General features: G+C 62.6%; 11 protein-coding genes. 1 reads left to right on the forward strand and 10 read right to left on the reverse strand.

Going from position 1 to position 14,820, the window contains the following annotated elements:
- Positions 1–7 precede the first annotated feature (7 nt).
- The 3 genes from yoaA to PQQ52_RS10215 form a co-directional block, all read right to left on the reverse strand.
- The gene (gene yoaA, locus PQQ52_RS10205) at positions 8–2,275 is read right to left on the reverse strand and encodes a DNA repair helicase YoaA (RefSeq protein WP_408209968.1); all 2,268 of its coding nucleotides are present in this window, start codon (positions 2,273–2,275) and stop codon (positions 8–10) included.
- 63 nt (positions 2,276–2,338) lie between these two features.
- Entirely contained in the window at positions 2,339–2,557 is a 219-nt protein-coding gene (locus PQQ52_RS10210) for a DUF465 domain-containing protein (protein WP_028199545.1), read from the reverse strand.
- Between the two features lie 136 nt (positions 2,558–2,693).
- Entirely contained in the window at positions 2,694–3,638 is a 945-nt protein-coding gene (locus tag PQQ52_RS10215) for a hypothetical protein (RefSeq protein WP_408209971.1), read from the reverse strand.
- A 368-nt stretch (positions 3,639–4,006) separates the two neighbouring features.
- Here PQQ52_RS10215 and PQQ52_RS10220 point away from each other — a divergent pair, with 368 nt between their 5' ends.
- On the forward strand, positions 4,007–6,349 hold the full coding sequence (locus PQQ52_RS10220) for a Tex family protein (protein ID WP_408209973.1): 2,343 nt from the start codon (positions 4,007–4,009) through the stop codon (positions 6,347–6,349).
- Between the two features lie 148 nt (positions 6,350–6,497).
- On the opposite strand, the gene PQQ52_RS10225 is transcribed toward PQQ52_RS10220, so the two are convergent.
- The 7 genes from PQQ52_RS10225 to hflK all read right to left on the reverse strand — a co-directional run bounded on the left by PQQ52_RS10225 (position 6,498) and on the right by hflK (position 14,787).
- On the reverse strand, positions 6,498–8,384 hold the full coding sequence (locus tag PQQ52_RS10225) for a potassium transporter Kup (protein WP_408209975.1): 1,887 nt from the start codon (positions 8,382–8,384) through the stop codon (positions 6,498–6,500).
- Between the two features lie 336 nt (positions 8,385–8,720).
- On the reverse strand, positions 8,721–9,311 hold the full coding sequence (locus PQQ52_RS10230) for a phosphoribosyltransferase (RefSeq protein ID WP_408209978.1): 591 nt from the start codon (positions 9,309–9,311) through the stop codon (positions 8,721–8,723).
- A 3-nt stretch (positions 9,312–9,314) separates the two neighbouring features.
- A complete protein-coding gene (locus tag PQQ52_RS10235) occupies positions 9,315–10,661 on the reverse strand; it encodes an adenylosuccinate synthase (protein WP_408209981.1) in 1,347 nt (448 codons plus the stop codon).
- A 202-nt stretch (positions 10,662–10,863) separates the two neighbouring features.
- Positions 10,864–12,015 carry an ATP phosphoribosyltransferase regulatory subunit gene (locus tag PQQ52_RS10240; RefSeq protein WP_408209982.1) on the reverse strand — a complete coding sequence of 384 codons (1,152 nt, stop codon included), beginning with the start codon at positions 12,013–12,015 and terminating at the stop codon, positions 10,864–10,866.
- Positions 12,016–12,244: 229 nt separating this feature from the next.
- Complete coding sequence (locus tag PQQ52_RS10245; RefSeq protein ID WP_408209984.1) at positions 12,245–12,436, reverse strand: DUF2065 domain-containing protein; 192 nt, start codon at positions 12,434–12,436, stop codon at positions 12,245–12,247.
- 44 nt (positions 12,437–12,480) lie between these two features.
- Positions 12,481–13,383, reverse strand: a complete 903-nt coding sequence (gene hflC / locus PQQ52_RS10250; protein ID WP_408209987.1) for a protease modulator HflC — start codon at positions 13,381–13,383, stop codon at positions 12,481–12,483.
- A gap of 12 nt (positions 13,384–13,395) precedes the next feature.
- Entirely contained in the window at positions 13,396–14,787 is a 1,392-nt protein-coding gene (gene hflK / locus PQQ52_RS10255) for an FtsH protease activity modulator HflK (protein WP_408209990.1), read from the reverse strand.
- Between the last annotated feature and the right edge of the window lie 33 nt (positions 14,788–14,820).

A 14,820-nucleotide genomic window follows, 5' to 3' on the forward strand; every position in this document is an offset into this window, starting at 1 on the left:
GGATAACTTATTCTGCTGGCTTCGCGCCCTCATCGAAGAACTCGCGCACCACTTCGATCTCCCGGGTGCGTTTGAATGGCGGCAGGCTCTGCCATATACGGCGCCCATACGGTTTGTCGACGAGGCGTGTGTCACAGATCATCAGCACACCGCGATCGGTCTCAGCGCGAATCAGACGGCCTGCGCCCTGCTTGAGCGTAATCACGGCCTGCGGCAACTGATGGACCGCGAACGGGCTCAATCCCTTCTTCGTCAGCGCGTCCAGACGCGCCGACAACACCGGGTCGTCAGGCGGCGCAAACGGCAGCTTGTCGATCACGACTAGCGAGAGCGCGTCGCCCCGTACGTCCACCCCTTCCCAGAAGCTCTGACTGCCCACCAGGATCGCATTGCCGTACGCACGGAAGCGATCGAGCAACTCTGTGCGGCTCGCGTCGCCCTGCACGAGCAGCGGATAATTCCAGCCACGTGCTTCGATGGTGTCGCGCAATTTGGCCGAGATGCGGTCCACGGCGCGCAACGTCGTGCACAACATGAATACGCCGCCGCCCGATGCTTCGATGGCGGGCAATGCAGCGTCGAACACTGCGTCGGTGAACATCGGCGACGAAGGCTGCGGCAAATTACGCGGCACGTACAGAAGCCCTTGCGTCGGATAGTCGAAGGGACTCGGCAGCGTCATCGAACGTTTTGCGTTCAGACCCATCTGCGCCGCATAGTGCGTGAAGTCGCCCCGCACCGACAAGGTAGCCGATGTGAAGATCCATGCGCGCGGCACGCCGGCGCGCTGCTTCGCGAAGATCGGCGCGACCGACAGCGGCGTTTCATGCAACTGCACCGTATGCGCGAAGACTTCGATCCAGCGCACCTTTTCATTCGGATCGGCACGCTCGGCCTTGGCGTCCGCCGCGGCCGCATCTGCGGCTGCGCGTTCGGTCTCGGTGGGCGGTGTCGTCCAGCCTGCGAGCACGCCTTGCAACTCGCGCGCGCGGCGCAAACACGCACCAATCGATTCCGCTCGCTCCGCCTGACCGGCCAGCGCCGAAGTCAGCGCGTCAAGCTCGGTTTCGAGCGTTTCGAGCGCGGGAAATAAGGGATGATCGTCGGGCAACTGACCGATCGACAAGCGCACCGAGTCTTCCTTGAAAGCGAGCCGCACGTCACGCGCCGCGCGTTCGAGCGTCGAGCCGAGCTTCACCCAGTCGACCGATTCGCGCGCGTGACCCAAACCCTCTGCCACGGAATCGCGCGCGAGCTCGAGAAACTGCGCGGTAGAGAGCGTCTCGCCAAAAAACAGTGTCGCGGTTTCCGGCAGTTGATGCGCTTCGTCGAAGATGACGGTGTTTGCCGTAGGCAACAATTCGGCCATGCCGGTATCGCGCAACATGATGTCGGCGAAAAACAGATGGTGATTGACCACCACGATGTCGGCCTGTTGCGCCTCACGACGTGCCTGCATCACAAAGCACTCCTTGTAATGCGGGCACTCCTGGCCAAGACAGTTCTCACGCGTGGACGTGACCATTGACCACACCGCCGCCGTTTCCGGCACGCTCGCAAGTTCGGCCTTGTCGCCTGTGCGCGTGATCTTGGCGAAGCGAATGATGTCCTGCAGATACGAGGTTTCCTGGCGCGACGGCAGACGGCCGTTATCCGCTGTGCGCTGCAGATAGTAATGACACAGGTAGTTCGCGCGGCCCTTGAGCATTGCCACCGACACCGGCACGGCGAGTGCATCGCGCACCGTCGGAATGTCGCGCTGAAAAAGCTGATCCTGCAAATGCTTGGTGCCGGTGGAGACGATCACCTTGCCGCCCCACAACATGGCCGGCACGAGATACGCATAGGTCTTGCCGGTCCCCGTACCCGCTTCCACGATCAGCGTGTTTTCGCTGCCATCGAGACCATTCGCTTCGTCGTTTTCAACGGTGGCAGCTGGCGCATCCGCGCCTGGCGATTGCAGACGCCGCGCCGGACGCTTTTGCGCTTCGAACATCGCAGGCTCGGGCATTGCGCGACCCGACGCTTCCATGGCCGCCGCGACGGCGCGCGACATCTCGATCTGCGACGCGCGCGAGCGATAGCCGTCGATCTGACGGGCGAGCAGGCCGTTGTCGGCGAAAATGTCGTCCAGTTCCGTGACACGGCGTGGGTTCAATGACGCGGAGAGCGCAGACGCGGGAAGACGCGGCGCCGGGGTGCCGGCCACCGGGGTGCCGGCGGCCGAAGCGTCGTCCGCCGTGGCACGGGGTGAAGTTTCAAGCGGTGAATTCAAGGCAAGCGTTTCCTGCAAAGTCCGGCGCGCGCGGCGCGACCCGGCACCTGCCAGGCCGCGAACTCAGGCGCGTGCGTCCGGTTCGAGCTGCAATTGCAGCAAGATGATGGTGTCCTTGACTTTGAGTTTGCGCTTTTTCAGGCGCTGCAACTCGAAGTCGTCGATGCCGGGCTCATCCGACATTCGGTCGATCAAACGATCGAGCCCACTATGCTCCGATTCCAACTGCAGAATACGGTCGCGAAGTGTGTCCGCGGTGATGACGTGATGTTGATCGCGCATGCTCGCCTCCTCTCGTAAGCGGCACGAGCTGCATGGTGCAGCCAGTGCCGGAGGTTGCTGTCCGGCTTAAAACGCGTTACAGCGACTACGATACTCCGCTCCTGCAACCCTACGAGAGATAAAGACAGCACAGCGACTACTGTTGTTGCTGTTGCTGCTTCTGCTGCTCTTCGAGTTCCTGCTGCTGTTTCAACTGGTCCTGACGCTTCTGCTCGGCTTTCTCGGCCGCCTGCTTCTGGCGTTCTTCAACGTCGGCTTTATGCTGCGCCGCATCGGCCTGCTTCTTCTCGAAGGTCTGCTGCTTCTCGACGCGCTCCTGAGCCTTCTGCGCACCCTGCTGACGTGCCTCCTCGAGCTTGCGCTGGAAGTCGCCCTGTTTCTGGTCGTAAGCCTGCTGGTTAGCCGCGGCCTGCGACGGGCTGACGCCGCGCTGCGCCTGATCCAGCGCATGCTGTTGCACCTTCTGCTGATAGGCTTGCGCGTTGGCGTTACGCTGGGGCGTCTCGGCTGCGCGCTGCGCCTGGTCGAGCTGGTGCTGGCGCTGCTTGTCTTCGTAGGCTTGGGTGTTGCGCGCGTCGTCGGCGGCGCGTTGCGGCGCACTCGCTTCGTCTTGTGCGCGTTTGAGCGCTGCCTGCTCGTCGCGCTGGCGGGCGCGCTCGACACGCTGTTCGCCGTCGAGCGCAAGCTGTTCCTTGCGAATGTCGGCCTGCACCAGGCGCATGCTGTCGCGCGCCTTGGTCAGACAATGGTTGACGAAGAACTTACTGTAGCAATCGTGTTCGGCGAGCGCGTAACGGTAGTTGTTTTCCTCGGTGCGCTGATCCAGGACTTTCTGCCGCGCGTCGAATGCGCTGTCAAGCGATGCCGTGTTATCGGTATTCTCAGCGTTGCCGGTATTGTCGCCACCCGTGACATTCGTGGTGCTCGTTGCGCCCGCCGCGCTTGCTGCCCGCGCGCCCGAAGCGGCTGCCGGCGCGAGACTGCTGGCGGTTTCGAGCGGCGCTGCGGATTGCGCCACGGCCGGTGCGGACGTGGCCAGCGACGCCGCCAGCACGCACGAAGCGCACGAAGCGAAAAACATTCCATTGGACGGAAACGCTGACCTGAACACGGAGCGCGACGCCGATATGCGCAATGTAAGCGCCGATCGCGACGCTTTCAGCGACAGAAAAGACGGCAGTTGTGACAAGCGAGAGACCAAGCGGGAGCCCAGGCGGTTGAGGGACAAGGAGGTTGGCAACGTCGTAAATGGTCAACGGAACATGCCTGAAATTCTATCACCCCGCGGTTGAGCCCTTTGGCATTTATGGCAAAATGCCCCGCTCCAGCAACCTGGTCGCAGCGCGTACGCCCAGCGTGCACCGGCGTGCCCGACGTGGGCCCGGTGTGTGCCTGGCATGTGCCGCTATCGCGCGACCTTTGATTGAGTAGCAGGAACACCAAGACCTTATGACGGAAACCGTAGCACTCAAGATCGTACAGCGCATCGCCGCCGAACTGTCCGTCCAGCCGCGCCAGGTCGCGGCCGCGGTGCAACTTCTCGACGAAGGAGCGACTGTTCCGTTCATCGCCCGCTACCGGAAGGAAGTGACCGACAATCTCGACGACACGCAACTGCGTAATCTCGAGGAGCGCCTGCTGTACCTGCGCGAGCTGGAAGACCGGCGCGCCACCATCATCGCCAGCATCGACGAGCAGGGCAAGCTGACCGACGAGCTGCGCACCGCGATTGAGGCCGCCGACAGCAAGCAGGTGCTGGAAGACCTGTATCTCCCGTATAAACCCAAGCGCCGCACGCGCGCGCAGATCGCCCGCGAAGCCGGCTTGCAGCCGCTCGCCGACGCGCTGCTGGCCAATCCCCTGCTCGACCCGCAAACCGAAGCCGCCGCCTACGTGGACGCCGAAAAAGGCATCGCCGACATCAAGGCCGCGCTCGACGGCGCGCGCGACATCCTCTCCGAACAGTTCGGCGAAACCGCTGATCTGCTCGGCAAGCTGCGCGATTACCTGTTCAACCAGGGCGTGGTGTCGTCGAAAGTGGTCGAGGGCAAGGAAAACGCGGAAGAAGAGAAATTCCGCGACTACTACGACTACGCGGAAACCATCAGGACCGTGCCGTCGCATCGCGCGCTGGCCCTGTTCCGCGGCCGCAACGCGGGCGTGCTGATGGTCAAGCTGGGTCTCGGCGAAGAACTCGACGCGCAGGTGCCGCATCCAGGCGAAGCGTTGATCGCCCGCCACTTCGGCATCGCCAATCAGAACCGCCCGGCCGACAAGTGGCTCTCCGACGTATGCCGCTGGTGCTGGCGCGTGAAGGTGCAGCCGCACATCGAAAACGAGCTGCTGACCAATCTGCGCGACGAAGCCGAGCACGAAGCGATCCGCGTGTTCGCGCGCAATCTGAAAGACTTGCTGCTGGCCGCGCCGGCGGGCCCGAAGGCCGTGATTGGCCTCGACCCGGGTATGCGCACCGGCGTGAAGGTGGCCGTGGTCGATCGGACCGGCAAGGTGCTCGCCACCGACGTGATTTATCCGCACGAGCCGCGCCGCGACTGGGACGGCTCGCTCGCCAAGCTCGCGCGCATCTGCGCGCAGACGCAGGCTGAGTTGATCAGCATCGGCAACGGCACGGCGTCGCGCGAAACGGACAAGCTGGCGAGCGAGCTGATCGCGCGTCATCCGGAGTTCAAGATGCAGAAAATCGTCGTGTCGGAAGCCGGCGCGTCGGTGTACTCGGCCTCCGAACTCGCGGCGAAGGAATTCCCGGACATGGACGTGTCGCTGCGCGGCGCCGTGTCGATTGCGCGCCGTCTGCAGGATCCGCTCGCGGAGCTGGTGAAAATCGACCCGAAGGCGATCGGCGTCGGCCAATACCAGCACGACGTGAATCAGCGCGAACTGGCCCGCTCGCTCGACGCGGTGGTCGAGGATTGCGTGAACGCGGTCGGTGTGGATGCCAATACGGCATCGGTCGCGTTGCTCGCGCGCGTGTCGGGTCTGAACGCGACGCTGGCTCGCAACATCGTGGACTATCGCGATGCAAACGGCCCGTTCCCGTCGCGCGAACATCTGCGCAAGGTGCCACGTCTGGGCGACAAAACCTTCGAACAGGCCGCTGGGTTCCTGCGCATCAACAACGGCGAGAACCCGCTCGATCGCTCGTCGGTCCACCCGGAAGCGTATCCGGTCGTGGAACGCATGCTTGCGAAGATCAGCAAGCATGTCGGCGAAGTGCTCGGCAATCGCGACGCGCTGCGTGGCCTGTCACCGGCCGAATTCGTCGACGAACGTTTCGGCCTGCCGACCGTGCGCGACATTCTGCTGGAACTCGAAAAGCCGGGCCGCGACCCGCGCCCGGAGTTCAAGACCGCGACCTTCCGTGAAGGCGTCGAAAAGGTTAGCGATCTGATGCCCGGCATGGTGCTAGAAGGCGTCGTGACGAACGTGGCGGCCTTCGGCGCATTCATCGACATCGGCGTGCATCAGGACGGTCTGGTACACGTGTCGGCCATGTCGACGAAGTTCATCAAAGACCCGCACGAAGTGGTCAAGGCCGGTCAGATCGTCAAGGTGAAGGTGCTGGAAGTCGACGTGAAGCGCCAGCGTATCGCGTTGACCATGCGTCTGGACGATGAGTTCGGTGCGGCAGCAGCGCCGCGTAGCGGTGGCGGTGCCCAGCAGGATCGCGGCCGCTCCGGCGGCGGTGGGCGCGCCGCGCAGCAACAGCGCTCGCGCGAGCCGGAAGCCGGCGGCGCTATGGCCGCTGCATTCGCCAAACTCAAGCCGAAGTAAGCTCGTTTAGCAGCGTGTGATTCGCTCACGCGCTGCTGCTTACGAGACTGAGCGGCAAAAAAAAGCCCACGCAACTGCGTGGGCTTTTTTATCGCTTATCGCTTGCCGCGCCTCGACATGCAAGGCGCCTACAAACATGGGTTCGCGCTCAGATCTCGATCTTCGTGCCCAACTCCACGACCCGATTGGCCGGGATGCTGAAGAAATCGGTCGGTTTCGCGGCGTTCTGATGCATCCATGCGAACACACGTTCGCGCCACACCGACATGCCCGGCAACTGCGTTGGCACCACCGTTTCGCGCGCAAGGAAGAACGACGTGTCCATCATCTCGAAGGTCATGTCGTGCGTTCGGCCGACCTCGAGCAGCACCGCCTTCACGTCAGGCGTTTCGTTGAAACCGTACGCCGCCTTGACGAGGAACAAGCCGCCGTCGAGGTCCTTTACCGTCACGCGTTCCGCATCGTTCACATACGGGATATCAAGCGTCACGAAGGTCAGGAAAATGGTGCGCTCGTGCAGTACCTTGTTGTGCTTCAGGTTGTGCAGCAAGCTCACCGGCACGAGCGAATCGCTGCCCGTCAGATAGATCGCGGTACCCGACACGCGATGCGGCGGATGCGCAAGCAAGCCTTGCAGGAACGGCATGAGCGGAATGCCATCGGCCGCCGTGCGCTCCTTGACGATCATCCTGCCCTTGAACCAGGTCATCAGCAGGAAGAACAGCAACGCGCCGATGCCGAGCGGCAGCCAGCCACCTTCCGCAACCTTGAGCAGATTGGCACCGAAAAAGCCTAAGTCGACGGCCATGAACACGCCGATGATCATCGCCACGAGGAACTTGTTCCATTTCCAGACATTCACCATGACGACGCAAGCGAGGATCGTGGTAATGACCATGGTGGCCGTCACCGCAATACCGTAGGCGGCGGCGAGGTTATCCGAACTCTTGAACGCGATCACGATGCACAGAATGATGAACAGCAGCATCCAGTTCACCACCGGCACATAGATCTGGCCGATCGCCAGTTCCGACGTGTGCAGGATCTTCATGCGCGGCACGTAGCCGAGCTGGATCGCCTGGCTCGTCAGCGAATAGGCTCCGGAAATCACCGCCTGCGACGCGATCACGGTCGCCACCGTCGACAGCACCACGAGCGGCAGCAACGCCCAATCCGGCGCGAGCAGGAAGAACGGGTTTTCGATCGCCTTCGGGTCGTGCATCAGCAGCGCGCCCTGGCCGAAGTAGTTCAACACCAGCGACGGCATCACGAGACAGTACCAGGCCATCCGGATCGGCTTGGCGCCAAAGTGGCCCATGTCGGCGTACAGCGCCTCGGCGCCGGTCAGCACCAGTACGACCGAGCCGAGCACTACGTAGGCCTGCAACACGTGCGCGGCCATGAAGGTGTAGGCGTAATACGGGTTCAGTGCGCGGATCACGTTCGGTGACTGCAGAATGTGCCACAGACCCAGCGCAGCGAGCACCACAAACCACAGCACCATGATCGGACCGAACAGGCGACCGACGGTGGCCGTTCCGTGCCGCTGAATCCAGAACAGCAGCACAAGAATTACCATCGTGAGCGGTAACACCAGATGGGACAGATGGGGCGCCGCGATTTCCAGACCTTCGACCGCGGAGATCACCGAAATGGCGGGCGTAATCACCGCGTCGCCATAGAACATGCAGGCGCCGAAAATGCCGAGCATCATCAGCAAACCGGCCGCTTTCGACTTCTGGTCGAGAGAGCGCAGCGCCAGCGCCATCAGCGCGAGGACACCGCCTTCGCCGTTGTTGTCGGCGCGCATCTCGAACAACACATACTTGACGCCGACCACGATCACGATCGCCCAGAACAGTAGCGAGATCACGCCCAGAATCGATTGATCGGTCAGCGGAATGCCATGTGACGGGCTGAATGCCTCTTTCAGCGAGTACAACGGGCTCGTGCCGATATCGCCGAAGACCACTCCGATCGCGGCAATCGCGAGGGAAGGCAGAGGCTGTTTTTGCACGTGATTGTTATCTGTCATAAACGCGAGGAAATCCGTTCCCTGAGCGGAAAAAACGACCGCTATTCTAAACTGCCCGCCTAGCGCCGCCCGGCTTGTTGTGGATACACCACGTGGATGGTCCGCGAAGTGTAGCACTGCGATTTGGGCAAGTCTGCTGCGTCAGACGTTTCATCAGTGCGGGTATGCGCGTTTCGCGAGGCCCCGTTCGCAGGACACGCTGCGACACACACTCGAAGCACGTTCAAGGCATATTCAAGACACACATTCGGGGCACAAAAAAACGGAGCCCAATGGGCTCCGTTCTGCAGGCACTGCAATGGTTACGACGCAATAGGTACGGCGTCGTAACGTGCATCACGTACCCGACGATCCCTGCTCCTGCTGCGTACCACGCTTGATCCACGCGCCGAGGTTGTGCGGACGAACCGTGTCCCACTCCTCGAATGGCTGATGAATCCACGGATTGGTAGGCAGAAACTGCACGTGGTAGTCAGGCTTCACCTTCGAGCAGCCCTTGTACCAGAGCACAGCCGACCGCACTGCGGTGATCGCCGGATAGCGTTCCTTCAAATGCTGCTGTACGCGTGCCAGCGTCACACCCGAATCGACCAGGTCGTCGACCAGCAGCACGTTACCGTGCAGCTCGCCGCGCGTCATCGTGATGTATTGCGCAATGTCGAGTTCGCCCTGCTCCGTGCCGGCCGCTTCGCGATATGAACTGGTGGCGAGAATCGCCAGTGGCAGATCGTAAATACGTGAGAGCTGGTCGCCGACGCGCAGACCACCGCGCGCGAGGCACAGGATCTTGTCGAACTTCCAACCCGACTCATGCACGGCCAACGCCAGCAGTTCGATCAACCGGTGATACTCGTCCCAGCCGACCCACAGGTTCTTGTCGTCGTTGCGCGGATCTTTCATCGCAATCATGGGTACACCTTGCACCATGGCTTAAACCTTGAACGGATGACGGAGCAGAATCGTTTCGTCGCGATCCGGACCGGTCGACACCATGTCGATCGGAATGCCCGCGACTTCCTGCACACGCGTCAAATACGCACGCGCGCTGGCCGGCAGCTTGTCCCATTCCGTGATGCCGACGGTGCTTTCCTTCCAACCCGCGAAGGTTTCGTACACCGGCACGCAACGTGCGACTTCCGATGCGCCCCGCGGCAGCAGGTCGATGTTCTTGCCGTCGACCGTATAGCCGATGCACAACTTCACTTCGTCGAGACCGTCGAGCACGTCGAGCTTGGTCATGCACAGGCCCGACACGCCGTTGATCTGGATCGAGCGGCGCAGCGCGGCGGCGTCGAGCCAGCCAGTGCGGCGCGGACGGCCAGTGACCGAGCCGAATTCCTTGCCGACCTTGGCGAGTTCGAGGCCGATCGGTTCCTGACGCGCGGCGTTATCCGCGTCGTACAGTTCACTCGGGAACGGGCCCGAACCGACGCGCGTGCAATACGCCTTGGTGATGCCGAGAATGTAGTTGAGCTTTTGCGGACCGACACCTGCGCCCGCGGTAGCTGCGCCGGCCACGCAGTTGCTCGACGTGACGTACGGATAGGTGCCGTGGTCGATGTCGAGCAGCGTGCCTTGCGCGCCTTCGAACAGCAGATTGTTGCCGGCTGCGTTTTCGTCGTACAGACGACGCGACACGTCGATCACCATCGGCTTCAGACGGTCGGCATAGCTCAGCATCGTGTCGAGCGTTTGCTGGAAATCGACCGCGGCGACGCCCAGATATTGCGTCAGCACGAAGTTGTGATAGTCGAGGTTTTCACGCAGGCGTTCGGCGAAGCTTTCCGGCTCGAACAGGTCCTGCACGCGCAAACCGCGGCGCGCCACCTTGTCTTCGTAGGCCGGCCCGATGCCGCGGCCGGTCGTGCCAATCTTGCTCGCGCCACGGCGCGCTTCGCGGCCCTGGTCGATGGCAATGTGATACGGCAGAATCAACGTGGTGGCTTCGGAAATGAAGAGGCGATTCTGAACATCGACCCCAGCGGCTTCGAGCTCGCCAATTTCCTTGAACAGTGCTTCCGGCGACAACACGACGCCATTACCGATGTAGCACGCGACGCCGGGATGCATGATGCCCGACGGAATCAAACGCAAGATGGTTTTCTTGCCGCCGATGATAAGCGTGTGACCGGCATTGTGACCGCCCTGGAAGCGAACGACGCCTTGGGCGTGGTCCGTCAGCCAGTCGACGATCTTGCCCTTGCCTTCATCACCCCACTGGGTCCCCACGACGACGACGTTGCGCCCGGGGTTCACATTCACTGCGCTGGCAGACATGTTGTTTCGTAAGCTGGTTAAAAACGTATTCTACCTATGTTCGCGGAACCTTCCGAATTTTTCCGTTTCCGCTCAACGGTATGCACGTTATGGTGGGTATATCGAAAATAGCACGGCGAGTGGCCGCACCGGGTCCGGCGACGCTTTGGACGCCTGCTGAAATGCCCTTGGGACGCCCCTCAGGCGGCCTATCGACTCGCGCTCAGGAACGGGGTTCGACGACCCACGCGCCGTTGCGCTCGACCAACACGCGGTCGCAGGCGAACTCGTCCAGATCGTGTTCGTGGCCAGGCAGCGCCTGGATCACAACTTCTCCGGCGTCACGCAATGCGGCGACGCTGACGCGCAGCGCGTCGTCGTGCTGCCACGGCGCGAGAATCGCGCTGCTGCGGGCTTCGACGGGTGAAATACGCGCGACCTCACGCAGATCGAGCGAGAAGCCGGTGGCCGCACGCGCACGGCCGTAGGCTTGCCCAACGTGGTCGTAACGGCCGCCGCGCGCAACCGCATTCGGCACACCGTCGACATACGCCGAGAACATCACACCGCTGTGGTACGCGTAGCCGCGCAAATCGGCGAGGTCGATCATCACTTCGGCGCCGTCCACCTGGCTTGCGAGGAACGCGAGATCGTCGAGCGCGCGGGCGATGGCCGGTGCGTTCGGCAGGCGTGCACGCGCTTCATCGAGCACCGACGCATTGCCATAGAGCGTGGGGAGCGAACGTAATGCGTCGCGCGTGACCGGCGTGAGATTGGCAGTCAACTCGACGAGGCGCGGCACATCCTTGCCGGCCAATGCGTCGTAGAGCGATTGACCCAACTCGGCAGCAGCTGGCTCCGCTTCGATCAACGCGGCCAGCACCCCTGCGTGACACAAATCGAGCCGTACCTTCGCGAGTCCGGCCAGACGCAGCGCGTCGAGCATCAACTGCTGGATTTCCAGATCCGCTTCGAGGCCGGCGTGGCCATAAATTTCTGCACCGATCTGGATCTGCTCACGCGTAGCGTGCAAACCGCGCGGACGCGTATGCGCCACATTGCCGGCATAGCAAAGACGCGTCACGCCCTGACGGTTCAGCAGATGCGCATCGATACGCGCGACCTGCGGCGTAATGTCGGCGCGCAGACCGAGCGTGCGCCCGGACAGCTGATCGACGAGCTTGAATGTGCGCAGATCCAGATCGCGCCCGCCGCCGGTGAGCAGCGACTCGATGTACTCGAGCAGCGGCGGCATCACCATCTCGTAGCCGTACGAGCGGAAACGGTCCAGCAAGTGGCGCCGCAACTCTTCGATCTTGCGGGCTTCCGACGGCAGCACGTCGGCGATATTCTCGGGAAGTAACCAGGTCGACATCGATACAGTCCTACGACGTTGAACACGGCGACTGGGTGCGCCGGTAAATGAGTGTGAATGGCGGGCGACGGCTCTATTCTGGCGGCTATCGCAGGCATCGGGACTGCGCTTTGCAGCCCCTTCGCGGCCCTTTAGCAGCCTCTTGGCCAAACCTGGCCCGCGCCGGAGTGCTCGCTGTTGCCGCGCTTGTCGCGTTTGACGCCAGCGCAACCGCGGCCGCTGCGCCCCTTCAGGTCACGACAAACAGCAGGATCAGCCCGAGCACCATCACGAGCAGCCCGCCGACGCGAATCTGATGCGGGGGCCGCTCCGCTATTTTACGGAACGTGTCGCGCCAGGCGCTCGGAAAAACGAAGGGAAACATCCCTTCGATAATCAGCATCAATGCGATCGCGAGCAGTAACGAGCCGGCTATGTCCATGCGAATGAAGGGGCCGCGATGCGGATGCCGCGGCGTTCCGGTTATCAGTGTTTGCGCGGAACCGCGGGAGCGTCCGGGGCGGTGCCACCGGTCGGGCTACGCATGAAGCGGAAGAACTCGCTGCTCGGGTCGACCACAATCACGTCGCCTGGCTTGAAGGTGTTCTTGTACGCCTGCATGCTTTGATAAAACTGGTAGAACTGCGGGTCGCTGCCGTACGCTTCGGCGGCGATCTCCGCAGCCTTGGCATCGCCCTCGCCCTTGATAGTCTGCGCCTGGCGATAGCCGTCCGCGAGAATCGCCTGTTGCTGACCGACGGCGTCTGCCTTGATCTGGTCAGCCTCGGCCGAGCCCTTCGCACGTTCGTCAGCCGCAGCCTGTTCGCGTGTGGCAATCATCCGCTTGTAGACCGAGTCGGCCATTGCCGCCGGGAAGTCGACACGCGTGAGTTGCACGTCGAGCACCGAAACGCCCAGCGATGCCGCGGCTTTATCCATCGTGCCGCGTGCTTCGTCGGCAATGGCTTGTTGCTTCGCAAGCGCGTCGGTCAGCGTGACCTTGCCGAACGCGTCGCCGAGCGCACTGCGCGACAGCAACGCGAGGCGGTCCGACAGGCTTTGCACGTCGCCCCTGGTTTCAGCGAGCAGCTTCAGCGGATCGGTCACACGATATTTGATAACCGGGTTGGCCAGCAGATCGGTTTTATCCGACGTGACGTAGCGATCTTCATCCGGTGCGTCGAGCGACTGGATGCGGTTATCGACCAGCGTGACCGTTTGCAACGGCGGCGGCAGCTTCACGTGCAGACCGGGGCCGAGCAAAGTGGGAGCGGCGTCGCCATGCGATGACAGCACAGCCAGGTGCCGCTGGTCGACCACGAATACCATCGACGATGCGGCGAACAGTACGATGACTAAGGCGACGACGAGCGCAATGATCTTGTTCATGGTGTGCGCTCCTTATTGAACGTCGTCTTCGCGCATACGGCTGCGGAAGGAGTCGCGTGAACGCAGCGCGTCGCTGCTGGCTGCCGCCTGGCTGGCAGGCGTTGCGACCGCAGCGGGTGCGGAAGCTGCGGCAGCCGGTGCTGCGGCAGACGGTGCGGCGGCGCTGCTCGCGGCTTGCGGCACGGCAGCACCCGACGCAGCGGCAGCGCCGGAAGCGGCCGCGGCCGCGTCAGCAACGCGCTGACGAGTCTGCTCGACCAGCTTGTCGAGCGGCAAATACAACACGTTGTTGCCGCTCTTGCTGTCCACAAACACCTTGGTCGTATTCGAATAGATCTGCTGCATGGTTTCCAGGTACATGCGCTCGCGAATCACCGCGGGCGCTTTCGAGTACTGCGCGTAGACCTGCTTGAAGCGCTCAGCATCGCCTTGCGCCTGGGCCACGGTTTTGTCGCTATACATTTTCGCAGCGTCGATCTGGCTCGCGACGTCGGCTTGCGCGCGCGGCAGCAACTCGGCGGCATAAGCCTGCGCCTCGCGCCTGGCGCGCTCATTGTCCTGACGCACTTTGGCCGCATCGTCGAAAGCGGCTTGCACCTGGTCGGGTACCTGCACGCCCTGGATCGTCACTCCGGTCACGGCGAGACCGGACTGGTATTCATCCAGAGATTGCTGAATCGACGCCATCAGTTGCTGGCGGATTGTTTCGCGATCCTGATAGAGGATATCGTTGGCGCTGCGCGCACCGACGATGCTGCGCACCGCCGCCTGAGCGGCCTGCATCACGCTCTGCTCGGGATCGACACTGCGGAAGAGATAATCGGTCGGCTTGCTCACCTGGTACTGCACGGCAAAGCGCACGTCGACGATGTCGGCGTCGTGCGTGAGCATCGACGCATCTTTCACGTTGGCAAGACGCACCACGTTGTTGCGGCCGACCTCCACCTGACGGATCTGGCCGATATTGACGAGCTCATGCGCTTCGAACGGATACGGCAGGCGCCAATGCACACCCTGCCCCGCTGTGTAGCGATACTTGCCGAACTGCATCACGACGCCGGCCTGGCCATCCTGCACGACGAACACGCCGCTGCCGAGATAGATCGCGATCAACACGCCGATCACGATGCCCACGCCGATGCGCGCGCCGCGACCGTTGTCCGGACGGCCACCGCCGCCCGCACCACCGCCCTTGCGGCCGAACACCCGGCTCAAACGGCGGTTGAAATCGCGCCACATCTCGTCGAGATCAGGCGGGCCTTCACCGTTCTTGTTCGGCGGACGCTTGGGTTCGTTGGGTCGTTGGCGGTCGCCATTGCCGTCGCCCCGGCCCCAGCGCGGATCGTTCAGTGACAGCATGGCGCGCATGCGCAGCCAGATACTCCGCTCGTTGTAATCGTTCACCTGTGTTCGTTCACCAGAGTAGACAGCGGGTCA

Origin of the sequence: Paraburkholderia sediminicola (genome assembly GCF_046030555.1) — a bacterium.
In the GTDB taxonomy this organism is placed as follows: domain Bacteria; phylum Pseudomonadota; class Gammaproteobacteria; order Burkholderiales; family Burkholderiaceae; genus Paraburkholderia; species Paraburkholderia sediminicola_E.

Coding starts and splice junctions, on each gene's coding strand:
- PQQ52_RS10235 (WP_408209981.1), bottom strand. CDS start 10,661: ATGTCTGCCAGCGCAGTGAATGTGAACCCCGGGCGCAACGTCGTCGTC.
- PQQ52_RS10215 (WP_408209971.1), bottom strand. CDS start 3,638: ATGTTTTTCGCTTCGTGCGCTTCGTGCGTGCTGGCGGCGTCGCTGGCC.
- PQQ52_RS10220 (WP_408209973.1), top strand. CDS start 4,007: ATGACGGAAACCGTAGCACTCAAGATCGTACAGCGCATCGCCGCCGAA.
- PQQ52_RS10245 (WP_408209984.1), bottom strand. CDS start 12,436: ATGGACATAGCCGGCTCGTTACTGCTCGCGATCGCATTGATGCTGATT.
- PQQ52_RS10230 (WP_408209978.1), bottom strand. CDS start 9,311: ATGGTGCAAGGTGTACCCATGATTGCGATGAAAGATCCGCGCAACGAC.
- PQQ52_RS10210 (WP_028199545.1), bottom strand. CDS start 2,557: ATGCGCGATCAACATCACGTCATCACCGCGGACACACTTCGCGACCGT.
- PQQ52_RS10240 (WP_408209982.1), bottom strand. CDS start 12,015: ATGTCGACCTGGTTACTTCCCGAGAATATCGCCGACGTGCTGCCGTCG.
- PQQ52_RS10225 (WP_408209975.1), bottom strand. CDS start 8,384: ATGACAGATAACAATCACGTGCAAAAACAGCCTCTGCCTTCCCTCGCG.
- hflC (WP_408209987.1), bottom strand. CDS start 13,383: ATGAACAAGATCATTGCGCTCGTCGTCGCCTTAGTCATCGTACTGTTC.